The following is a 24,535-nucleotide window of genomic DNA, read 5'->3' on the forward strand; positions in this document are numbered from 1 at the left end:
AGTTTCCTAAAACAGATACATAGATTGACTTTGTACTGCTTATATTAGGAATTTAAAGAAACAATATGTATAATTCTCCCACTACAATAGTATAGTGGCCTTTATTAACAGCAAAATCTACAATTTACAAGGAGAACATTTTATGAGTAAGAGAATAAAAGAATTAGATTCCATACGAGGGTTAGCGGCACTGACAGTGGTATTTGGACATTTTTGTTTAATGCTACCATCGTTGCCTAATTCTATTAAATTTTCTCCGCTTAGGTTTTTATGGGCTGGCGGGGAAGCTGTAATCGTTTTTTATGTACTCAGTGGTTTTGTGTTATCTATGGCATTTTATCATTCAAAAACAAATTATTGGGGATATTTAATTAAGCGATTTGTACGAATCTATATTCCTTATTATTTTTGGATAATCATTACCTTTGCTTTATTTATTTTGTTCTCGCCGTATGAAGTGGCTGGACTACGGGATTGGTTCTATGATAGGTGGCAAGGGTCTATAACAAAAATAGATATTATAAACCATTTTGTGCTTCTTAATAACTTTTTTACGGAAAATTATAATCCAGTTATCTGGTCATTGGCTCAAGAAATGCGTATATCTATTGTGTTTCCGTTGTTATTCCTTCTTTTTTATAAACTGAGTTGGAAGAAAACGATACTATTTGCTTTGAGCTTTTCTTTAATTAGTGTTTTCCTTAATATGTTGCATATAGGGAAAGCAGAGGGATTTTATAATGGTTATGCCGATACACTGCATTTCACATCGATGTTTATGGTTGGAATGTTACTTTTTAAGCATCAGGAAAAGCTTATCTACTTATATAGGAATATGAAAAAATTTAATAAAGGATTTCTTATTGCATTAGGGATTATTCTATATTTATATTCCATTTTAATTTATGGTTTTTCCCGTAATGATACTACTTTCTTATTAAAAGATTGGGGTGTCGTAATCGGTGTTAGTATATTTATAATAATGGCCATGAGTAACCTAAAAGTGAAAGCATTTTTAAATAAGAGTGTATTTGTATACTTAGGAGAAATTTCATACAGTATCTATTTGTGTCATTTTCCAATCATGATGGTACTATTTAAACTTTTGTATACAAAGATACCTATCTTTTTCCTTCTTGCTTTGTGTATTTCAATGACAATACTTTTTTCTATAGTTTCGTATCATTTAATTGAAAAGAAATGTATCAACTGGGCAAAACAAAGAACAACAAATTTTCGAAAAAAAGTGTAATGCTTGAAGGAATTTTATTTCTTTAGTAAATATACGAATATGACCGATTCCTAAGTATATTAGGAATCGGTCAATTACGGATTCTATATAAATATACTAAAATTGAACGAATTTTTAATTTTATACTTAACTCCAAAAATCCTCTTACTAAAGAGAATCTTCGTAACGTTTTTCCAGACATAGCCGAAAGTACAATTAGTAAAACGCTAGTTTCCTTGTAGCTGCTTGGTCAAATAAAGCTAGTTTCAAGAGGAAGAAATGCTCAATGTATACAGGTTTAATTCTGTATTAATAATTATTAGGGGTAACAACACATCGCTATCTATATCTAAAATGTTATATAAAACTATTGAATATTTTATTCGTAAAAACAGAGGTGTAAAATGAATTTTATTTCCGAACTAATTGTTACCTTTGCAATTCCTACAATACAACTCACATTCTTGTTACTACTCATTTTTGTTTTTAGCTACTTTGTAGTATACAAAAAGGTATGTAAAGGAGGGGGAATTTACCGTACAACAAGTTATATTATTTATATTGATAATAGGATATTATTCCCTTGTATTATCAGCTACTTCATTTGGTCGTCCAGATGATATAACTTTTGCAAGAACAATTGACTTTGATGTACTTAGTGTTTATAAAAAAGCATGGAATACCTTTTCATTTTCTTCTTTTTTCCATATCATTGTGAATATAGGTATGCTTTTTCCGTTAGGAATTTTATTACCTTTATTTAGTAATGTTTTTCAAAAAACAAAATGGATGTTAATCAGCTCAATTATAGCAAGTTTATTGCTTGAAATTCTTGAATTTATAATGCAACGTGGAAGTATGGAACTAGCCGATTTACTTCATAATACTTTAGGAATGATGCTAGGATATTCTATGTTAAATATAGTTCTTATATTGTTGAAGAAAAAAGAAACAGATACACAAATGACCAAATATTTATTTCTTCCGATTACAGTAAGTTTTGTTGCACTTGGAATAATGATTTCGTATCAAATGAAGGAATTTGGGAATATGCCTTTAGATCCCATTACAAAAACAGACATGACTGATGTCACTATAAAAACATCAATAGAGTTAAAAGACGAAGGTAATAAAATGCCTGTTTACAAAGAGGAAATTACAAAAATGCCTAATGACAATGAGCCAGTTACAAAAAAATCACATATTCGAGATGTCGAAATTCTGTCTCCCAAAGAAGTATTTCAAAAACTAAAACAAGGAGACTTTGATCCTATAATATCTTTCAAAGCAGGTGATACATTAGTCATTACAGATTATAATATAGATTACTACGCTGATACAAAAGGCTTTTCTCAACCTATATATGTTTTTCAAGTACGCTTAAATGATAATGGGAAAGATAGTTGGTCTCAACCTATTTCTGCGAGAAGATAACGTAGATTTTCATGTTTTTGTTCATGTGAAATAGTTTAATCGAGTTGTCTTGCTCATTTGAAAAATCTCCTATGGAATTTAATTGAAATTGAAAAACATTTAAGAAGAACAATTACGCTGTGGGCTATTGTATAGTGTAGATATGAATAACAAAAAAGGGGGACTATATATGTGGAAGCGATTTGTAGCGATTGGTGATAGTTTTACAGAGGGGATAGGGGATGAAGTTGAGGGAATAGCATTAAAAAGCTGGGTAGATCATTTTGTTCAACTGTGTGTAGATGATTTAAAATATGCTAATTTTGCAAAACGTGGGTTAGTAACTAAAGAAATTCGCTCACAGCAATTGGAACAGGCATTAACTTTTAATCCAGATTTGGTTAGTCTAATTGCAGGTGCAAACGATGTTTTAAAAGGACGTTGGAATCATCATGCATATAAGAACGATATGGAATTTATGATAGATACATTAAGTAAAGCAGGTGCTGATATTATTATAGCAAACCTTCCAGATTTTACTGTTAGGCTTCCATTTCCTTCTGAAAAAAAACAAGTATTAAAAGAACAATTATTAGAGGCAAATGAAGTTATACTTTCACTGAGTAGAGAGTATAAGCTTCATCATGTTGACTTTTGGAATCATCATTTAGTTAATGACAATACGCTTTGGTCTACGGATTTAATTCATCCAAACTCAAAAGGATATGTAAAAGTTGCTGAATTGATTTTTAGTAGTTTGCCTGTACATGACTCTTTTAAATAAGCTGTAGAATGACCTAAACTCCTGTCGCATGCTGTACAGGGGTTTTTGGTGCGAAAAAGAAGGATATAGAGTGCCTATAAATTATACTTTTAGTAATTCTTTTTATTGTTTATATTTTTGTTATTTTCTGTTGCAGAATCCTTAGTATAAGGATTCTTTTTTTGTATCAATAATCTATAAAGAAAAAAGATGAAATTGGCGAAAATGAACTAAAAGGTATTTTAAATGAATTGTTAAAACAACACTAATAATGATAACGTTCGCTAAATATATTCGTCGTTTGTAAGAATCTTAAAATCTTCCCTTTTTGAATGCAGCTTAACCATAAATTTAATTTTTTTGTAAATGTGGAACTATTTCATTACTTACACTGTCTATTAAGCGTTAAAACATTTTTTATTTAACATATTTAGAAAGGAATAATCATTTTTAATTAAGGGAGAAGATTGAATTGAAAAAAATATGGATGCTGCTTTTCTTTTGTTTTGGAGTTATGTTGGTAGGATGCAATAAAGATGAGCCGCCAAAACAAGCATTTGAAGAATATATCAATTTATGGAATGATAAAAAATTTACAAATATGTATGATTATTTATCAGAACATGCAAAAAAAACGATTTCTAAAAAGGAGTTCACAGAGAAATATCAAAAAATTTATGAGGGTATTGGAGTTAAGAATTTAAAAATTAAAACGAAAGGAGAGAATACTAAAGATAAAGAACTTTTTCTTTTTGAAGTTAATATGGATACGGATGGAGGAACAGTTTCATTCATCCATGAAGCAAAACTCGTGAAAGATAAAGATAAGGAATCTTGGAAAATAGATTGGACACCAGACTTCATTTTCCCAGGTATGAAAAAAGATTACAAAGTACGTATGCAAACAGAGCAAGGAAAACGCGGAGAAATATATGATCGAAATGGAAAAGGGCTTGCAACGAATGGTAAAGCGACTGAAGTTGGAATTATTCCAGAGAAACTAGGTGAAACGGCAGCGCAAACGAAAGAAATAGTAGCACAATTACTTGATATGTCTATAGAAGAGATCAATCAAAAGCTCGCAGCGAAATGGATAAAACCAGATTCCCTTGTACCAATTGGTATTTTAAAAGAGGGAACCAGACAGAATGATTATATTGAATTAGAAGGAGTTTCATCTCGCCCAGTAAATATTCGTACGTATCCATTAGGAGAAGCAGCGGCACACTTAACGGGATATATAGGAAAGGTAAATGCAGAGGAGTTAAAATCGCTTCAAAAAAAAGGTTATCAAGCAGATGATTTAGTGGGTAAGACAGGTTTAGAGAAAGTATTAGAGAATAAATTGCGTGGTGAAAAGGGTGGACGCGTATTTATGGAAGATGAGAACGGGAAAGAGATTAAAAACGTAGCAAAACAAGAAGCAAAAAAAGGGGAAAATGTTACGTTAACTATTGATGCTGCAATTCAAGAAAAAATCTTTAATGAGATGAAAAATGAAGCAGGATCTAGTGCAGCGGTCAATCCCAAAACGGGTGAAACAATCGCACTTGTAAGTAGCCCTGCTTATAATCCAAATACAATAGTTAGAGGAGCATCAAAAGCTCAACGGGAAGCATGGAATAATGACTCGAAACTGCCAATGATGAATCGCTTCACACAAGCATTTGTACCAGGTTCCGTATTTAAAACGATAACAGGTGCAATTGGTTTGGAAACAAACACAATAAATCCTAAGGAAGAATTTAAAATTCAAGGATTAAAGTGGACAAAAGATTCATCTTGGGGAAATTATTATGTAACACGTGTGAAGGATGCTAGTCCAGTTGATTTTGATAAGGCAATGAAGTACTCTGATAATATTTATTTTGCTCAACAAGCTTTGAAAATAGGAAAAAATCAGTATGTAAATGAATTTAAGAAATACGGATTTCATGAAAAATTACCAATTGAATACGAATTCCCTATTTCAATCATTGCAAAAGATGGGATAAAAAATGATATTCAACTAGCAGACACGGGGTACGGACAAGGACAAGTATTAATGACACCTCTTCATTTAGCATTGACTTATGCACCGATTGTCAATGAGGGTAACATTCCGTCACCGCATCTTATAAAAAAAACAAAAGAAGCGGGAAATTGGAAAGAAAATGTGATTTCTACCAAGAATCAAGAGATATTAAAAAGTGCGTTAATAAAGGTTATTAATGATCCTGATGGTGCTGGGAGAATTGCTAAAGTTGATGGTGTAACTCTCGCTGGTAAGACAGGTACAGCAGAACTGAAAGAATCGAAAGAAGCAGAGGGTAAAGAACTTGGATGGTTTGCAGCTTTCGATGCAAGCGCGCCAAATATGATTGTTACCATGATGATTGAAGATGTAAAAGGAAGAGGCGGGAGCAACGTTCCAGGTGAAAAAATAAAACATGTTTTTCAGAAATAATACTTAATTAGAAGGTGAAATTTACTTCTTTAGTAAATATACAAACCTTACCGATTCAAGATTATATTAGGAATCGGTTAATTTATGTCTAAACGCAGATTTTATGATTTTAATAATCGTATTTAATTACGTGTTTTTTACACAATTAAATACGATTATTTTTTATTTAAAAATTATAAAACAACAAATTTTAAAATGTTAAATTAGATAATTGAAATTTAAAAAATAAGAGCTATTATACTTAACTTTATTTTCAGAAATATTACAAAACTGTTAGTTTGAAGTAAGGTTATTCAATATAAGTAAGAGGGGAATTTCTTTATACTAAAAGATAAAAGTATTAATTAGATATTTCTAGATAATAAATAGATACATAAATAAAAGGAGCTAAATATATGTATAAAATCATGATTGTAGAAGATGACCAAAAAATTTCTAAACTACTTCAATCCCATATTAATAAGTACGGGTATGAAGGGAATATTACAGAGGATTTTGAAAATATTTTGGCTAACTTTGAAAAAATTCAACCTGATTTAGTTTTATTAGATGTAAATTTACCGAGTTTTGATGGTTTCTACTGGTGCAGACAAATTAGAACGGTCTCTACTTGTCCCATTATATTTATATCAGCACGTAGTGGAGAGATGGAGCAAGTTATGGCACTTGAACATGGTGCAGACGATTATATCACTAAACCGTTTCATTATGAAGTTGTAATGGCAAAAATCCGAAGTCATCTTCGAAGAATTTACGGAGAATACGCACCGAAAGCGGAAGAAAGAGTTGTTCAGCAATCCGGTTTAATACTTTATCCAGAAAAAATGGAATTAAAGCTAAATGATAGCATGTGTATACTGTCAAAAAAGAAACTGTTTTACTAGAAATTCTCTTACGACAATCTCCTAGTATTGTTAGTCGAGAGAAAATTTTAGAAAAACTTTGGGATGACTATACGTATGTAGATGATAATACGTTAAGTGTAAATGTTACACGTGTCCGAAAAAAATTAGAGGAAATCGGAATAAAAAATGCATTAGAAACAGTTCGTGGTGCTGGATATCGTTTGAAAATAACTTGGAAGAATGATGAGGTATAATAATGAATTTATTTTTACGTGAACATATCCCTTTCATCTGTTTCTCAATCATTCAGCTATTTGTCGTTTTAACTGTTTATTGGCTGGATGGATATAACCACTTATCTACTGCGTTATATAGTGTGTTTTTAGGAGGGTGCTTTTTAATTGCGTTTTTACTTTATCGCTACTTTAGCCATCGTAGATTTTATAACAAATTATCCAACCCTTCTGAAACATTAGAGGACTACTTAGAAGAACTCGATTCCACTCCATTATCAGTAGCACTTCAGCGTGTGTTAAAGACACAATACAGTCAATATCATCAACAGTTAAAGACTTGGGAATATAAACAAAAAGAGCACCTTACATTTATTAATCAATGGGTGCATCAGATGAAAACGCCCCTATCAGTTATTGAACTGATCACACAAGAAGAGAATGGGGAGGTTTTTGAAAGTATTGTGGAAGAAGTAGATCAAATGCAGTACGGATTAGAAATGGTCTTATATATGGCGCGATTACAAACGTTTGAGCAAGATTTTTATGTGGAAAGAGTTTCGTTACAGGAAATCGTTCAAGAAGTAATCCGTGAAAATAAACGTCTGTTTATCCGTAGCTATGTTTATCCAGAAGTAAAAGTAAAACAAACTATTATGGTAGAAACCGATAGAAAGTGGCTTCGGTTTGTTATTCATCAAGTGATATCCAATGCCATTAAGTATTCAGCAGGAAGTAGAAAAAACGTTACTATTACTACATTAGAAGAAGAGCGCTCAGTAATCCTTGAAATACACGATCATGGTGTGGGAATCCCAAAAGAAGACCTCCCGAGAGTATTCCGCCCATTTTATACGGGAATAAACGGTCGGAAATTTAAGGAATCTACTGGGATGGGATTATATCTTGTGAAAAATATTATAAAAAGATTGGAACATGATATTGAAATAAAGTCGGAAGTAGGAAAAGGAACAACAATCTGTATTATTTTCCCTTATGCAAATCGTTAGAACGGTATTTAGTTTAACTTTTCAGAAATATTACAGACCTGTTAGATATATGAAAGGTTAATCGATATGAGAAGAAGGGACGCTTAGATAAACTTAGGTTATTAAAAGATAAAAAGGAGCAAAACGATATGGAAATATTAAAGGTCTGTGAACTGAGTAAAATCTATACAGGAAAGGTATCTTATGAAGCGCTCGCCGACATTAATTTGAGTGTGAAAAAAGGGGAGTTTGTAGGAATAATGGGACCATCAGGAAGTGGAAAAACTACTTTGTTGAACATGGTTTCTACTATTGATTCTCGCACATCAGGAGAAATATTGATTAATGGAGAAAATCCATATCAATTATCTCAAAATGAACTGGCATTATTTCGAAGACGTGAATTAGGTTTTGTGTTTCAAGCATTCAATCTTCTTACAACATTAACTGTAAAAGAAAATATTGTTCTTCCTCTGACGTTAGATGGTACTAAAGTTGAGGATATGAATCAGCGTGTAGAAGGTATTGCAGAAAAATTAGGCATTCAAGATATATTAAATAAACGAACATATGAAATATCGGGCGGACAAGCACAAAGAACAGCAATTGCACGTGCTCTAATTCATAAACCTAAATTATTACTTGCAGATGAGCCGACAGGAAACTTAGATTCAAAAGCGGCTAATGATGTAATGGAGTTATTAAAACGATTAAATAAAGAACAAGATGCAACAATGATGCTTGTTACGCACGATCCAGTGGCTGCAAGTTTTTGTGATCGCGTTGTATTTATTAAAGATGGAAAATTATATAACGAAATTTATAACGGAGAAAACCAACAAATGTTTTATCAAAAAATTATAGATGTACTTGCATTACTAGGAGGTCGTAAGCATGACTTTTCAAAGATTCGCTTTTAATAATATCATTCGAAGTAAGCGGACTTATGCTGCACACTTTCTAAGTAGCTCATTTTCAGTTATGGTTTTTTTCACATATTCACTCTTACTTTTTCATCCTGATTTACAAGGAGAACTAGCCTCCACAAGTAAAACAATGAGCCTTTTAGGAACAATGGGGATGCAAATCTCTCAATATCTCATTTTTGTATTTTCATTCTTCTTTCTTTTATATTCGGTGAGTTCTTTTTTAAAAACAAGAAAAAAAGAATTTGGAATTTTAATCATGCATGGTATGACACCGGCGCAGTTAAATAAATTAATTTTTTTAGAAAATATGTTAATTGGAGTCGCTTCAATTACATTTGGTATCTTAATTGGTTTGATATTTTCAAAGCTCAATTTATTGGCAAGTGAAAATATATTAGCGATTGATAAGGGTCTTCCTTTTTACGTTCCTATAAAAGCTGTCTTTACGACAACTGGCGCATTTTTGATTCTGTTTCTAGTCATTTCGTTGTTTACTTCTAAAATGGTAAAAGCAAACAAGTTAATTGATTTGATGAAATCAGAGGAAAAGCCAAAACCAGAGCCAAAGGCATCAAAAGCATTAGCATTTCTTTCCGTATTCTTCATTGGATTAGGGTATGGATGTGTGTTCTATTTCGTACTAGAAAGAAACTTCATTATGCCTTACTTACTTGGAGGGGTAGTCTTTGTAGTGATAGGGACATATTTTCTATTTTCACAGTTGAGCGTGTATGTAATACGTGTCTTAAAGAAAAAAGACACTTTGTTTTTTAATAAAACAAACCTTCTTACTATATCTGAATTGGCCTATCGTATGAAGGATAATGCAACTATGTTCTTTATGCTAGCGATTGTTTCCGCTGTGGCCTTCACAGGGATTGGTACATGCCTAGCAATGGGAAATAAGGGATTAACCGAAATGACCAACCCATTTGCATTTACCTATACTTCGTTAGGAGAAAATGCACAAGAAGAAGAGCACATTACAGAAATAAAAAAACAAATTACTCGCTCAAATTTCTCTTATCAGGTAGCGGTTACGAATCCTAAATTCACGGAAAATAATTTAGTGCTAATCAAAGTATCAGAGTATAACAAGTTTGCAAAAATCTTCGGGTATGAAATGGAAAAGATAGATAATGATCAAGAAGCGATTATAGTACCCTCAATAATTTCGCAAAAAGAAAAGTATGCAAGAGGAAAAGATATACCCGAGAAAATAGATGTAGTACAGGAAAACTTAGAAATGTCCCTCTGGGTCAAGAAGGCGGTCCCACATATAGTTCTCCCAAATTCAAGTGGAGCCATTATTGTTGTTTCGGATTCTCTGTACGATAAAATCCCTAACAGAAAGACGGAAGATGATTCTTACGTAATGAAAAGTCAATATGGTTTTGTCGTGGGAAATTGGGAGAAATCAAGAGTGGTTACAAAAAAATTAGAAGAAACAATGGGTAATCATAATTCGGGGCAAGCACATCATTATTTTAAAGCGTTGTATTCTGAATGGATTTCTTCGAAACAAGAGAACGGCATTTTACTTATCGTCAGTGTTTTAGTAGGTATTGTATTCTTTACGTTTGCAGCCAGCCTATTATATTTCAGGCTATATGCAGATTTAGAAAGAGAACAACAACAATACGAAATGATTGCGAAGGTCGGTCTAAGTAGAAAAGAACTAAAGAAAATCGTAACACGACAGCTTATACTAATGTTCTTCTTGCCTATCATTATAGCGATTATTCATAGCGGGGTCGCTTTTATAGCCTTGCAACAGCTAATTGACTACTCTGTTTTAAAGATTTCGATTTTAATTATACTAGCCTTTATATCCATTCAAAGTGTGTACTTTTTCACTGTCCGTTGGCGTTATTTACAACGGTTATATAAAAAAATTATGTAGCGTATTGATAAAACAAGCAAAGAGGAGAAAAAGCAATGAAAAAAGTAATGAAAGTGTGCGTGGCAGGGATTGTATCTATTTCTATGTTAGGAGCTTGTTCTTTTGGGAAGAAAGAAGAACCAAGGAATGCCGCTTTATTAATTGGAGGAGAACAATCATTAAAAGGAATAGTAAATCAACATAAAAGTGAAATTAAGACCAACACTTTGTATAAAGTGAAGCAAGCAGAAATTGATGGTAAACAAGTATTAATGATGGATCAAAAAACAGCGAAAAAAATGGTTGGGTTAGGTGTATTAAGAGAGTCAGATAATGATGATGAAGTATGGAGTTCAGACCCAATTAAGTCAGTACCTTCAGTTCCAAAAGGTAAAGCTGTCTTACTAGCTAGTAAGAAAAATAAAAAAATCAAGGAATTAACAATTAATGAAAAGAAAATAGATGTCCAGTATGCTAGTGATAATTGGTTTGGTCACTATCGTAATCCAAATTACGAGGAATTGATTGTAATTGTTGATAATGCGACTTTCAATCAAATCCCTGTAAATGAAACATCAATGGAAATCCTTCATTTCAATAAATCGTATGGTGAAGATAGACCATATAACACAGATGATGTTACGGCTGTACAAGCAGAAACTGAATGGAAAAAACTCACTAAAACTATGGGGAGTCAAGTGGATGTATTAGATGCGGTTTCTATTATAAAAAAATAATGAAAATATATTTAATACAGAAAAACCAGGATGATTTTAAGAATTTATCCTGGTCTTTTTTATTACATTTTTTTAGAAATATCATCTGTCGAAAAAAAGATAAACAATGGAACAAATGAAACTTGTATCATGTCTATATATTGAAACCATATTAAAAGTGAGGGCAGCTTTATGTTTATTCAAATAAGTTTGAGGTGTGGAAATGGAACAGAAGTTTATTGAAAAATGTAATCATGATGAGCTTGACTATGTTATAAAAGACTATTGGCAAGATGTATGGAATTATTCATTTATTATTACGAAAGATCCACACTTATCAGATGACATCACACAAGATGTATTTATTAAGGTTTTTAAACATTGGAATTCGTTTCGAAAGGAGTCATCTATTAAAACGTGGATATTAAAAATTACAAGAAATACGGCAATAAACTATTTGAAATCCTCTTATTTTAAAAGGATATCTTTAGTGGGATTTTTTAGTGACGATAAGCAATCTCCATCGGCAGAACAAGAATTTTTTAATCAAGAGGAAATGAATGATGTGTGGGATGTTGTATTAAAACTACCTAAAAAACACCGCGAAATACTAATGTTGGACGCGAAATATGAATTATCTTATGAAGAAATGGCTGAAACATTAGGTGTATCCATTGGAACAGTCAAATCTAGGTTAAGCAGAGCAAGAAGTAAAGTTTCAAAATTAATAGGGGAGGGTAGAAGTGATGAACAGTAAAAAAATCCTGACTGGTATAGCAAATTAAAAAATGGACCAATGGAGCGTCGTAAAGATGAAGAAGCATTTATTTATAAAATAAAGCAATCGATATACCAAAATAGTGAAGTAGACTCTGTACCATACAAGAGACCATTTCGTAAAAAAGCATTGCCTATTTTAGTTGTTTTGGTTTGTACAATGTTATTTTTTATTGTTCAACAACCTTGGCTTGATGATAATAAATCACCGGTACAAAGTAGTACTCAAATTAAGCCTAAAACAAAAGATGAGTCTGCTCAAGATCCATCATTAAAACAATTTATGAATGAGTTATATCGAAGTACAAATTCAAAAAATGAAAATGACCTGTATAGAGCGTTAAATGATGAAGTTCTATTTAAAGGGAAAAGTTATCAGAAGGATGAATTGAAGTTTGATGAGGATATTTTTCATGAGTTGCAAGTCGCTCTTACAATGGGGGGAGAATTTGCAAATGATACAAAGAAATCATACAAAGTACCAAGTGGATTGACAGAAAGTAACCAACCAAAGCAATCGCATTTTATATATGCAACTGTTACTGGAAATAAAACGAAAATTTTAGCTGAACCAAAACGAGAATCACAAGTTTTATATGAAGTATCTAATGAAATGGTAAAAGCTTTGATTCCAGAAAAAACGCAGAATGATGGATATATAAAAATATCGACAATTAACGGTTATACTGGATATGTACAAAAAGAGTATGTTTTAACTGATATTAAATATTCTTTCATATTTGAAAAGAATGATGAAGGTATATGGGAAATAACGAATATAGATTCTATATGGTAAAAGAGGAAGGTTCACTTTAATGAACCTTCCTCTTTATCTTTATTCTCTTTTTGAAGTGAATTCCAGCACTCTAAAATTTCTGATGTAACGAGAGCAGCAATATTTTTTTCCGAATTACTACCAGGAATAACGACAGAAATAGCAATTTTTGGATCTTCGGTAGGAGCATATGCAATGAAAAGAGAATGATTTATCATTCTTTCTTGCTCGTTCGGAGAGCCAGTTATCCCTGTTTTACCCGCGACATGAAAGGGCAAGTTTTTAATCTCCTCTATATTTTGACTCATCCCACCTTGCACGACACCCCAAAATTTCATAGGATAACGATTTGAACTTTCTAAGAGTGGTTTAAACTTTTTTGTTTCCTTATCGTCTTGACCAATAATAGCACTTACGATTTGAGGTTTATATTTATCACCTTTACTTGCCAAAGTTGCTGCATATTGAGCAAGTTGAAGAGGGGTGTGTACTTCATTTCCTCCCCAAGATGCATTTAATAAAGCAGAGATTCCATTTTCAAACTTATTAGATGGATGAAATTCATATTCTCCGTCTTCTTCAAAGGGTAAATCAATACCAGTTTTAGAGCGGAGGCCAAATTGCTTTAAATAATCTGTCCATATATTTGCTACTTTTTCTATATTCCCATTATTTCGGTTGAATAAGGGGAGAGCTACTTTTGCTGTCATAAATGTATTTGATGAATTAATGATAGCTTGACTCGGTGTAATTTCACCTGTTGGTGTTCCAGGAGCATTAGTGATGTTATTTTGATTATCATACTGAAAACTACCATTATCCAAATATGTATCCTCAGGTTGAAAAAGCTTTTCGTTTAATCCGATTAAAATAGTAAGTGGCTTTATAGTAGAGGCCATATTTACATAAGATTCACCATACATTAATTTTTGAATTGCTTTATTTTGCGAAAGGGATTTAATGTTTTCTTTTTTAGATGATACATGTGTATTTAATATATTTGGATCAAAAACTGCCGAATTGGCCATAGTTAATATTGCGCCAGTTTTTACATCGGTTACTACTGCATAACCAGCATTAGCATCAGGTACTTTCTTAATTTGAGATCTTAGTGCTTCCTCTGTTTTTTGCTGCAATTTAGAGTCTAAAGCTAGCCGGACATCTTTTCCTTTTTGTACTTTTTGAATGTTCCATAAGAACTTTTTATTATTCATTTTAAAAATCAGAGTTTTTCCGGGTTTTCCTTTTAAATCATTTTCATATTGAAACTCAATCCCACTTTTACCAACAGGTACATTTTTAGAATTAAGGTCATTTTCTACATACCCAATTACTTGTGAAGCAATTTCGTTCTTTGGATAATATCGAATGAATTCGTCTTTGATCACTACATTTTTAGGTTTATTCTTGTTTATGAATGAAATTTCATTTTTATTTATATCAGAGTATAAGGATATTTCATTCATAGTCTGCTTATTACAGGATTGTTGTAATTGAGATTTTATGTCCTCTGTAGAAATGTCATGTTGAAACTCGTTTGAAAATTGATTGAAAAAAGCTAATGTGTTTGATGTATCTTTATTCGATAGTTTTTCATCATTAGAAGTGCAATATAGAGACTTAACTTTCTTATTTGTAGCTAGTATTACACCATTTTGATCAAGAATTTTTCCTCTTTCAGCTGAAGAAGTTGCGATAGTAATTGAAATGAAGTTGATTTTTAATAAAATTAGTAAAATCACACTTACAATAGAAAGAACCGCAAAAAATCTCCATCTTTTCGTATGTAACATATAACCCTCCCTTATGTAGCCTATTCCATCTTATAGTTAATTTTTTTTTGTAAATGTGGAACAACTTTATTACTTAGGTTGTCTATTAAGTATTACAGCATGAAGAAAGGAACAATCAGTATGAAAAAAAGTACATGTTAATAGTAAGTCTATGTGTAAGTTTAATATGAGTCATTATACAGTTTAGCATTTCTAATGCAGGCGACAAAAAAATAGAGAAAAAAACAGGAAGGGAGATTTATCAATTACGCGGCTAAACCAAAAGGAATGGATGCTTACAAGGATTTAACAAAAAAGATAAGACACTATTATAACTGAATAGTGGTTTCTAATATATAGGGAACGCTTTTAGTATATTTATTTACTAAGTATTAGTGAGGATTTCCTGAAGAATTATATGGAGGATTTATGAAAGAACAAAAAGTAAAGAAACAGAAGACATATATATCTATTCGATTGAATATAATGTTCCTTTGCATATTTGTACTATTCTCAGCTATTATTATGCAGCTAGGAAAAGTACAAATCGTTGAGGGAGAGGCTTATAAGAACCAAGTGGAAAACAGTCAAAATGAAACAACTAGTATACCAGTTCCACGTGGACAGATTCTAGATCGAGAAGGGAAAACGGTCGTTAATAATAAATCTCTTCGCACAATTACGTATACAAGGGTAAAGGGGATTACGAGTGAAGATATTTTAAAAACAGCAAAAGACTTGGCGAAGGTACTTGAAATGCCTGAGCAAGATATAAATAAATTAACCGATATCGATAAAAAAGATTTTTGGATGCAATTGAATACGAAACGTGCGGAATCAAAGATTACTAAAAAAGACATAGGAAATTTTAAAGAAAAGGGAATAGAGGGAAAAGAACTAGACAAAAAAATTCAAGACTTAAGACGAAGTCGCGTTACAGAAGTAGAATTGGCAGAATTAACAGCACAAGATTTAAAGGTGTTAGCTATTAAAAGTAAAATGAGTTCAGGTTATCAACTGACACCACAAATTATAAAAAAAGATGTGACAGATCAAGAATATGCGCGGATAAGTGAAAAACTTGCGGAGTTTCCAGGAGTAGATACAACAGTTGATTGGGAACGTAATTATGTAAATGGTAATTTATTTCGTTCCGTGTTAGGTAATATTACAAGTAGTGAAGAAGGATTACCGAAAGAAAACTTAGATTCTTATTTGGTACGTGGATATAACCGTAATGATCGTGTAGGAAAAAGTTATATTGAACAACGATATGAAGATGTATTACACGGCACAAAAGAAGAAGTGAAAAACATTACTGATAAATCAGGAAACATTATAAACACAGAAATAATCTCTAAAGGAAAAAGTGGTAGTAGTTTAACATTAACGATTGATATGGAATTACAAAAGAAAGTGGAAGAAAGTATAGAGAAAAATTTGAGAGCTTTTAAGAGTTCAGAGCCATTGTTGGACCGAGCGTTTGTCGTCATGACAAATCCAAATAACGGACAGATTTTATCTATGGCAGGCAAAAAGATTGTAGAAAAAGAAGGGAAAATAGAGATTGAGGATTTGGCATTAGGTAACATGACAACTTCGTATGAGCTAGGATCAGCTGTAAAAGGCGCAACGTTATTAACTGGATATGAGACAGGGGCAATACAGCCAGGAGATCAATTTTATGATGCACCGATGAAATTTAAAGGTACACAAGCCAAGAAATCATGGAATGTATCCGGATTTGGTAATATTAATGATTTACGAGCTTTACAAGTATCTTCGAATGTATACATGTTCCAGACAGCTTTAAAAATTGCGGGAGTTAATTACGTACCGAATGGTTCATTGGATATTAAACAAGAAGCATTTGATAAAATGCGTTATTATTTTAAACAATTTGGTTTAGGGGTACCAACAGGTATTGATTTACCGAATGAAATAATTGGGCAAACGAGAAAAGTAGATAGTCAACCTGGGTTTTTACTAGATTTTTCTATCGGTCAGTATGATACGTATACGCCATTGCAATTGGCACAATATATTTCAACTATTGCAAATGGTGGATATAGAATGCAACCCCAAATTGTACAAGAAATACGAGAGCAATCAATAAAAGAAGAAGAGGTCGGTAAAGTTATACGCTCTATAGAGCCTGTCGTATTAAATCGAGTTGATATGAAGAAAGAACATATTGATCGGATAAAAGAAGGCTTTAGATGGGTATTCCAAGAAGGTGATGGAACTGGCGTGAAGTATTTCAAAAATGCGCCATATAAACCAGCAGGAAAGACAGGGACAGCTCAAACTGTATATGGTGGAGATGATCCAATTGGTAGAAATGCAAAAGGAGAACGTATGGAATGTTATAACTTAACATTAGTTGGATATGCTCCATATGATAATCCAGAAGTAGCATTTTCTGTAGTAGTCCCATGGCTTCATGATGATAAAAATGGAATTAATTCTATAATTGGAAAGGAAATTTTAGATGTATACTTTGATTTAAAAAAGCAACGTATACATGGTGAAGCTGCTAGTACAGATAGTTCGAATCAAAGATAGTAAAATTTGTGCACTTTTCTCAGGGGAAGAGACCCTGTTTATATAAAAGCCTTTATAAGTTAAAGAAAAAGGAAAATTTGAAATAAGAGATAGCGGCTATCATAGTGATATGATCCCCTTATAGTAGACAGGAAAAAGAAAGCACATTAACCTGTTTACTATGGAGGGGATTTTTTCATAGGAAAAATTAGAGTCACTTACGATGTAGAATTTAAGAAACAAGCTATAGATTTATACTTAAAAGAAGGCATGAGCTATAAAACCATTGCGAAAGAATTAGGTATTCATCACTCGGTTGTAAGTCGTTGGGTGAAACACTTTGAAGCTGAAGGAATCAAAGGACTAGAAGAAAAACGCGGTAAAGCGAAAGGACCAGGTTTAGGTAGACCAAGGGTTAGACCCGAAGATCCTGAAGCTAAGATCAGACGATTAGAAGCGGGAAATGAAATGTTAAAAAAGCTCTTAGGGATGTAAAAGGAGGAATGAAAGTCGTATCCAAAATAAAAAAATTCGAAGTCATCCATGAAATGACAAAAACAGGTTATACAGTGACCATTCTATGCGATATTGCTGGTGTAACCAGAAGTGGATACTACAAATGGCTAAAACGGCATACGACGCCTTCTAAAAAACAATCAGAGGATATCGAAATTAAGAAAAAGATATTGGAGTGTCATAAAAAATTAAGAGGAATTTATGGATATAGAAGAATACAAGTGTGGCTGAAAGCCACATATAACCTTCATTTGAACCATAAGCACATCCAAAGATTGATGAGTGAACTAGGTATCAAAGCCGTAATTAGGAAAAAACGACCTTATTACGTAAAAAAAGAAGCTTATGTGATTTCAGAGAACCATCTAAATAGGGAGTTTCAGGCTTCAAAACCGAATGAGAAATGGGTAACCGATATTACCTATTTGATTTTCAATGGACAGCGCTTGTACTTATCCGCTATTAAGGATTTATACAATAATGAAATTGTTGCCTATGAAACCAGTCGTAGAAACGACTTAAAGCTTGTTTTAGATACGCTTAAAAAGGCAAAGAAAAAACGAAATGTGAAGGGAATCCTCTTACATAGTGATCAAGGATCCCAGTATACATCTCGTCAATATAATCAATTACTTAAAAAATATCAGATGAAGGCAAGTATGTCTCGAAGAGGCAACTGTTGGGATAATGCTTGTATGGAAAACTTCTTCAGTCACTTTAAGGCAGAGTGTTTTCATTTATACTCCTTCCGTAAAGCGAATGAGGTCAAACTTGCCGTGCGTAAATATATGCACTTTTATAATCATCAAAGATTTCAAAAGAAATTAAATAACCTGAGTCCATATAAATATAGAACTCAGGTTGCTTAGTTGCGCTTTTTAAATACTGTCTACTTGACAGGGGTCACTGCATAGTTGCTATCTCTTACTTTTGTTAATATCTTGGCTACTAGTTAAAAAGGTTTTAAATTTATGGAACAAACTTGTTTCTTAGATGGTCTATTATGTGTACGTATAAAAACAGGTTTTCAAATAGGATACAGTGTATTGAATTTACTACTTGTTTTCAGTATTGAAAATTTGAAAGGAATGATGATTTTGAAAAACAAGAGGATGCTAAAAATAGGTTTATGTGTTGGTATATTAGGTTTAAGTCTTACAAGCCTAGAAGCTTTTACAGGAGGGGCATTGCAAGTTGAAGCGAAAGAAAAGACCGGACCAGTTAAACATAAAAATCATGCGACGTATAAAGAATTCTCTCAACTTGAGAAAAAATTTGATGCTCGATTAGGTGTGTATGCTATTGATACTGGTACAAATCGAACAATTGCTTATCGACCTAACGAAAGATTTGCCTTTGCATCAACCTACAAGGCATTAGCGGCAGGAGTATTGCTACAGCAAAACTCAACTAAGAAATTAAATGAAGTTATCACTTATACGAAAGACGACTTGGTGGAATATTCACCCGTTACAGAGAAACATGTAGATACCGGAATGACATTAGGACAAATTGCTGAGGCCGCTGTTCGTTCCAGTGATAATACTGCAGGGAACATTCTATTTAATAAAATAGGCGGACCTAAAGGATATGAAAAAGCGCTTAGACAGATGGGTGATCGGGTTACTATGGCTGATCGCTTTGAGACAGAGTTAAACGAGGCTATTCCAGGAGACATTCGTGACACTAGTACAGCAAAAGCGATTGCTACCAATCTTAAGGCTTTTACGGTCGGAAATGCACTTCCAGCTGATAAACGTAAAATTCTTACAGAGTGGATGAAAGGAAATGCTACAGGAGACAAACTTATTCGTGCAGGTGTACCAACTGACTGGGTAGTTGGAGATAAATCAGGAGCGGGAAGTTATGGGACACGAAATGATATTGCTATCGTTTGGCCGCCTAATAGAGCACCCATTATCATCACAATTTTATCTAGTAAAGATGAGAAAGAGGCTACCTATGATAATCAACTAATTGCAGAGGCAACTGAAGTGATAGTTAAGGCTCTTAAATGATAATTTCTCAATTCTTTATGTAATGTAATTGAAAATAGGAACCTAGAAAGCGATTCTTTTTACTGTGAAAAGAATCGCTTTTTTGTATTCCTATAATAATAGTAAGTATATAAGCAAAAATTATTATTTCATGGATAATTTATCCTCTAAAGTGCATGAGGGGAGTTTTCTCCTGTGGTGTTCGTAGTAACATGATTATTATATATACGATAATAATATTTTGGCGTATGTATGCTAGTTACTCCTATATGGATATGTAATTTTACATATCCATATAAAAGACACATATGCGTCAATCACTATTAAATTATAGTAAAATCATTTTTGGATGAGGGATTCATATAGGATTTGGGGAATAAAAGGATTTTTATGTTTAATTATCATAGTATAATTATTTCACTTTATGAAATGAAATTTGGATTTAACTTTTTTAAATATAATATTTTATAATTTGAATAATAAATATCTGAAAAATCAAATTTAATCAAAGCGATTTTCTGGTTTACTTATGAAAAACATAGTGTTTAAAATGAGGGGGAAGTAAGGTCCTTATATTCTATCAAAAATAAATAAAAAACGAGATGTAATTACTTTTTTGAAAAAATCTCTATCCTCAAGTATATGTGAAGAAATCCTAACGTTAGGTTGTACAACATTTACGATTAAAACTGTAAAAAACAATAGTGAAGAGGTGTACGGAATGAAGAATAAAATTATGACAGGATTTTTAATAACATCAATCGTTACTGGAGCGACTATTCCTATCAATACTCTCGCAACGCCAATCGTTCAGGCAGAAACGAAACAAGAAAATATAGATATTTCCTCAGCATTACGAAAAATAGGTGCACACTCCAAATTAACACAAACCTTTATAGATGGAGCCTTAGCAAGTCCGAATGTGCAACTTGAAGAAGTTCCATCTTTAAATACAACTCAATTTCTAATTAAACAAGATATGAAAGAGTGGTCATCAGAACTATATCCAAAATTAATTCTACTAAATTCAAAAAGTAAAGGATTTACAACGAAATTTAATAGCTATTATCCAGCATTAAAAGGATTTGTAGATAATAAGGAAGATAAAGAAGGGTTTATAGATAGACTGGAAGTTCTTCAAGATATGACTATAACAAACCAAGAAAACGTGCAACGTCAGATTAATGAGTTAACAGATCTTAAACTACAGGTAGATAAGAAACTGAAAAATCTTGATACAGATGTGGTAAAAGCACAGAGTGTACTTAGTTCAGAGGGAACAGGAAAAATAGACAAGTTAAAAAATGAAATGCTAAATACAAAAAAATCAATTCAAAATGATTTAGAGCAAATAGCATTATTACCAGGAGCTTTAAATGAACAAGGGCTAAAGGTATTCCAAGAGATTTATAGCCTATCAAAAGATATCATTGAACCGGCTGCTCAAACAGCGGTAGTAGCGTATAACAAAGGAAAAGAAATAAATAATACTATTGTAGAAGCAGAGAAGAAAGCAGAGCAGGAAGCAACAGAAAAGGGAAAATCAGCTATAGAAATTGAAGCTGCCAAAAAAGAAGCACGTGAAGCGATAGAGAAAAGTAAAAAAGGTGAAATTGCTGCAGCTGCAGTTACAAAAACGAAAGAGTATGATCTTATGAAAGTGATTGATCCTGAAAAAATTAAAAAAACATATAGTACCTTTGCCGAAATTAATAAACTAACAGCAGAGCAAAGAGTATATTTAAATGATTTAGAGAAACAAAATCAGAAATTATATGACTTAACAACTAAATTAACAGTAGCAGATTTACAAAAATCAATGATTCTTTTCATGCAAAATGATTTGCATACATTTGCTAATCAAGTAGATGGAGAAATTGAGCTAATGAAACGTTATAAAGAGGATTTGAATCTAATAAATAATAGTATTACAAAATTATTGACTGAAGTTGATACTAGTAACACTCAGTCTCAAAAAGATACATTAAGACGACTAAAAAATGTAACAAATCAACTCGAAGAACAAGTTTATAAATTTTAATATTAAGAATTTAGGTTTAATAAAAAGATAATAACTCAATTGAAAATAAGGAGGAGAATCAAATAATGAAATTTCCATTTAAGGTCATAACTTTGGCCACTTTAGCAACGGTTATAACTGCTACGAATAGTAGTGCTATTCACGCACTTGCACAAGAACAGACAGCACAAGAACAGAAAATAGAAAATTATGCGTTAGGACCTGAAGGGTTAAAGAAAGTGTTGGCTGAAACAGGCTCTCATATTCTTGTAATGGATTTGTACGCAAAAACAATGATTAAGCAACCGAATGTAAATTTATCCAACATTGATTTAGGTTCAGGAGGGGGAGAATTAATCAAAAACATTCACCTGAATCAGGAACTGTCACGAATCAATGCAAATTACTGGCTAGATACAGCGAAGCCAAACATTCAAAAGACAGCACGTAATATTGTAAATTATGATGAACAATTTCAAAATTATTACGACACACTAGTAGATACTGTAAAAAAGAAAGATAAGGCGGGCCTCAAAGAAGGAATAGGGGATTTAATCGGTACAATTCATACAAATTCAAATGAAGTTACGGAAGTTATTAAGATGTTAGAAGCTTTCAAAACAAAGTTGTATACAAATACTGTAGATTTTAAAAATAATGTTGGAGGTCCAGATGGACAAGGGGGATTAACGGCTATATTAGCGGGAAAACAAGCACTAGTCCCACAACTTCAGGCCGAAATTGAAAATTTACGTTCTACGCAGAAAGCACATTTTGATAATGTATTAGCCTGGTCAATTGGTGGTGGATTAGGAGCAGCTATTTTAGTTATCGGAACGATTGCAGGAGCGGTAGTAATTGTTGTGACCGGTGGCACAGCGACACCAGCTGTTGTTGGTGGTCTAACAGCTCTAGGGGCAGCTGGTATCGGTTTAGGAACAGCAGCTGGTGTTGAGGCATCTAATCATATGAACTCCTATAATGAAATTTCGAATAAAATTGGAGAATTAAGTATGAAAGCTGATTTAGCTAACCAAGCAGTTATTTCACTTACTAATACAAAAGACACTTTAACATATTTGTATCAAACAGTTGATCAAGCAATTATGTCTCTAACAAGTATTCAGCAACAATGGAATACGATGGGAGCGAATTATAAAGATCTATATGATAATATCGACCAAATGCAAGAACATAAACTTTCTTTAATACCTGATGATTTAAAGGCTGCAAAACAAAGTTGGAATGATATTCATAAGGATGCAGAATTCATTTCAAAAGACATTGCTTTTAAACAAGAAAAAACAAATTAAAAATCAATATATATGTATAGGAGGAATTAAAATGAATAAAAACTTTCCTTATAAACTACTTGCTGTATCGACGTTTTTAACTCTGACAACAACTACTGTAGTTTCTCCAGTGGCAGCCTTCGCAAGTGAAAGTAAAATGGAACAAACTAGTACCGAAGATATATCTCTTTCTGTAAACAGCGAAAAGATGAAAAAAGCTTTGCAAGATGCTGGGGTATTTGCAAAATCCATGAATGATTACTCTTATTTGTTAATTAAAAACCCAGATGTTAACTTTGAAGGCATTGACATTAAAGGATATACAAATCTACCTAGTCAAATTCTACAAGATCAAAAGAATGCAAGAGAGCATGCTACGAAATGGGATTCACACATAAAAAAACAACTTTTAGATACACTGACGGGGATTGTAGAGTATGATACTAAATTCGACAATTATTATGACACATTAGTAGAAGCGATTAATGAAGGGGATGCAGACACATTAAAAGAAGGCATGACAGATTTACAAGGTGAGATTAAACAAAATCAAGCATATACACAGAATTTAATACAAGAACTAGCTAAGTTAAGAGATAGTATTGGAGAAGATGTCCGAGCATTTGCAGGTCATAAAGATATTTTGCATTCGATTCTGAAAAACCAAGCATCTGGAATTGATGAAGATGAAAAGCGCCTAAATGAAGTTTTAGAGCAAGTAAGACATTTTAAACAAGTAGAATCAGATGGAATAATAACTGTATCAATTCCCTCAATTCCTACGTGGATTGCTGGTGGTGTAATGATAGGGGTAGCAAGAAATAATTTAGGTACGTTAGAGCCGTTGTTAGCACAATTACGTCAGACTATAGATTATAAAGTAACATTAAATCGTGTAGTTGGTGTTGCGTATAATAATATTAATGAAATGCACAATGCGATTGGATCGGCTATTAATGCACTTACCTATATGTCTGCACAATGGCATGATTTAGATTCTCAATATTCGGGAGTGCTTAGTCATATTGATAAAGCATCCCAAAAAGCGGATCAAAATAAATTCAAATTCCTAAAACCTAATTTGAATGCAGCGAAAGATAGTTGGAAAACATTGAGAGCGGATGCGTTTACATTAAAAGAAGGGATAAAAACATTAAAAATGGATCCTGTTTCTTCAAAAAAATAGCGGAATACAGTATTTGTTGCAAGGGCATTTATACAGTTATAAAATGATTTTTTGTTCTTTATAAATTGAAAAGACGGAGGTATCATCAGGCCTCTGTCTTTTATTTTATTGAAATATTTTTATAATTCCATCCCATATGTAGAAAGTAGTTATACAAGTTTGAATTTTTAAGGTGAATGATTTTTATGAATTTTTCCATAAAACCTAAT

The 24,535-nt window shown here is 32.5% G+C and carries 17 protein-coding genes and 4 pseudogenes; 19 read left to right on the plus strand and 2 right to left on the minus strand.

All coding sequences use genetic code 11. From position 1 onward, the window contains the following. Positions 1 to 94 precede the first annotated feature (94 nt). From JFT95_RS10245 to JFT95_RS10295, 12 genes and pseudogenes are all read left to right on the plus strand, one after another. Positions 95 to 1,252 carry an acyltransferase family protein gene (locus JFT95_RS10245; RefSeq protein WP_201052132.1) on the plus strand — a complete coding sequence of 386 codons (1,158 nt, stop codon included), beginning with the start codon at positions 95 to 97 and terminating at the stop codon, positions 1,250 to 1,252. 89 nt (positions 1,253 to 1,341) lie between these two features. Then, positions 1,342 to 1,473 (plus strand): annotated as a pseudogene (locus JFT95_RS29525) (Fic family protein); the annotation flags it as partial. Positions 1,474 to 1,635: 162 nt separating this feature from the next. Then, positions 1,636 to 2,665: pseudogene (locus JFT95_RS10250) on the plus strand (VanZ family protein). A gap of 169 nt (positions 2,666 to 2,834) precedes the next feature. Then, entirely contained in the window at positions 2,835 to 3,428 is a 594-nt protein-coding gene (locus tag JFT95_RS10255; protein ID WP_002127450.1) for an SGNH/GDSL hydrolase family protein, read from the plus strand. 451 nt (positions 3,429 to 3,879) lie between these two features. Further along, on the plus strand, positions 3,880 to 5,853 hold the full coding sequence (locus JFT95_RS10260; RefSeq protein WP_201052136.1) for a penicillin-binding transpeptidase domain-containing protein: 1,974 nt from the start codon (positions 3,880 to 3,882) through the stop codon (positions 5,851 to 5,853). 395 nt (positions 5,854 to 6,248) lie between these two features. Further along, a pseudogene (locus JFT95_RS10265) lies at positions 6,249 to 6,952 on the plus strand (response regulator transcription factor). Between the two features lie 2 nt (positions 6,953 to 6,954). Beyond that, complete coding sequence (locus tag JFT95_RS10270; protein WP_063219781.1) at positions 6,955 to 7,941, plus strand: sensor histidine kinase; 987 nt, start codon at positions 6,955 to 6,957, stop codon at positions 7,939 to 7,941. A 128-nt stretch (positions 7,942 to 8,069) separates the two neighbouring features. Then, positions 8,070 to 8,840, plus strand: a complete 771-nt coding sequence (locus JFT95_RS10275; RefSeq protein ID WP_201052138.1) for an ABC transporter ATP-binding protein — start codon at positions 8,070 to 8,072, stop codon at positions 8,838 to 8,840. Then, on the plus strand, positions 8,815 to 10,752 hold the full coding sequence (locus tag JFT95_RS10280) for an FtsX-like permease family protein (RefSeq protein ID WP_201052140.1): 1,938 nt from the start codon (positions 8,815 to 8,817) through the stop codon (positions 10,750 to 10,752). The genes JFT95_RS10275 and JFT95_RS10280 overlap by 26 nt, the downstream gene beginning before the upstream one ends. A 35-nt stretch (positions 10,753 to 10,787) precedes the next feature. Continuing rightward, entirely contained in the window at positions 10,788 to 11,468 is a 681-nt protein-coding gene (locus JFT95_RS10285; protein WP_201052142.1) for a lipoprotein BA_5634 family protein, read from the plus strand. Positions 11,469 to 11,670: 202 nt separating this feature from the next. Beyond that, positions 11,671 to 12,204, plus strand: coding sequence for an RNA polymerase sigma factor (locus JFT95_RS10290; protein WP_201052144.1), 534 nt, complete (start codon positions 11,671 to 11,673; stop codon positions 12,202 to 12,204). A gap of 39 nt (positions 12,205 to 12,243) precedes the next feature. Beyond that, positions 12,244 to 13,020 (plus strand): SH3 domain-containing protein, encoded by a 777-nt coding sequence (locus JFT95_RS10295; RefSeq protein WP_201052145.1) that lies wholly within the window; start codon positions 12,244 to 12,246, stop codon positions 13,018 to 13,020. An 11-nt stretch (positions 13,021 to 13,031) separates the two neighbouring features. Here the strand turns inward: JFT95_RS10295 and JFT95_RS10300 are convergent, their stop codons facing one another. Next, positions 13,032 to 14,792 carry a peptidoglycan D,D-transpeptidase FtsI family protein gene (locus tag JFT95_RS10300; RefSeq protein WP_201052146.1) on the minus strand — a complete coding sequence of 587 codons (1,761 nt, stop codon included), beginning with the start codon at positions 14,790 to 14,792 and terminating at the stop codon, positions 13,032 to 13,034. 408 nt (positions 14,793 to 15,200) lie between these two features. Here JFT95_RS10300 and JFT95_RS10305 point away from each other — a divergent pair, with 408 nt between their 5' ends. The 4 genes from JFT95_RS10305 (at position 15,201) to bla (ending at position 19,849) form a co-directional block, all read left to right on the plus strand. Beyond that, complete coding sequence (locus JFT95_RS10305; RefSeq protein WP_201052147.1) at positions 15,201 to 17,336, plus strand: peptidoglycan D,D-transpeptidase FtsI family protein; 2,136 nt, start codon at positions 15,201 to 15,203, stop codon at positions 17,334 to 17,336. Positions 17,337 to 17,513: 177 nt separating this feature from the next. Next, complete coding sequence (locus JFT95_RS10310; RefSeq protein WP_201053633.1) at positions 17,514 to 17,810, plus strand: helix-turn-helix domain-containing protein; 297 nt, start codon at positions 17,514 to 17,516, stop codon at positions 17,808 to 17,810. 8 nt (positions 17,811 to 17,818) lie between these two features. Continuing rightward, positions 17,819 to 18,700, plus strand: a complete 882-nt coding sequence (locus tag JFT95_RS10315; protein ID WP_201052148.1) for an IS3 family transposase — start codon at positions 17,819 to 17,821, stop codon at positions 18,698 to 18,700. A 222-nt stretch (positions 18,701 to 18,922) separates the two neighbouring features. Next, entirely contained in the window at positions 18,923 to 19,849 is a 927-nt protein-coding gene (bla, locus tag JFT95_RS10320) for a class A beta-lactamase Bla1 (protein ID WP_374101546.1), read from the plus strand. Between the two features lie 7 nt (positions 19,850 to 19,856). Here bla and JFT95_RS29530 read toward each other — a convergent pair. Further along, positions 19,857 to 19,946, minus strand: a pseudogene (locus tag JFT95_RS29530) (undecaprenyl-diphosphatase); the annotation flags it as partial. 603 nt (positions 19,947 to 20,549) lie between these two features. On the opposite strand from JFT95_RS29530, the gene hblC reads away from it, so the two are divergent. The 3 genes from hblC (at position 20,550) to hblA (ending at position 24,326) form a co-directional block, all read left to right on the plus strand. After that, the gene (hblC, locus tag JFT95_RS10325; RefSeq protein WP_201052149.1) at positions 20,550 to 21,869 is read left to right on the plus strand and encodes a hemolysin BL lytic component L2; all 1,320 of its coding nucleotides are present in this window, start codon (positions 20,550 to 20,552) and stop codon (positions 21,867 to 21,869) included. Positions 21,870 to 21,931: 62 nt separating this feature from the next. Next, complete coding sequence (hblD, locus tag JFT95_RS10330; RefSeq protein WP_201053635.1) at positions 21,932 to 23,161, plus strand: hemolysin BL lytic component L1; 1,230 nt, start codon at positions 21,932 to 21,934, stop codon at positions 23,159 to 23,161. Between the two features lie 31 nt (positions 23,162 to 23,192). Then, the gene (gene hblA, locus JFT95_RS10335; RefSeq protein WP_002016983.1) at positions 23,193 to 24,326 is read left to right on the plus strand and encodes a hemolysin BL binding component B; all 1,134 of its coding nucleotides are present in this window, start codon (positions 23,193 to 23,195) and stop codon (positions 24,324 to 24,326) included. The last annotated feature ends 209 nt before the right edge of the window (positions 24,327 to 24,535 follow it).

Origin of the sequence: Bacillus sp. TH17, assembly GCF_016651125.1 — a bacterium.
Classification (GTDB): domain Bacteria; phylum Bacillota; class Bacilli; order Bacillales; family Bacillaceae_G; genus Bacillus_A; species Bacillus_A mycoides.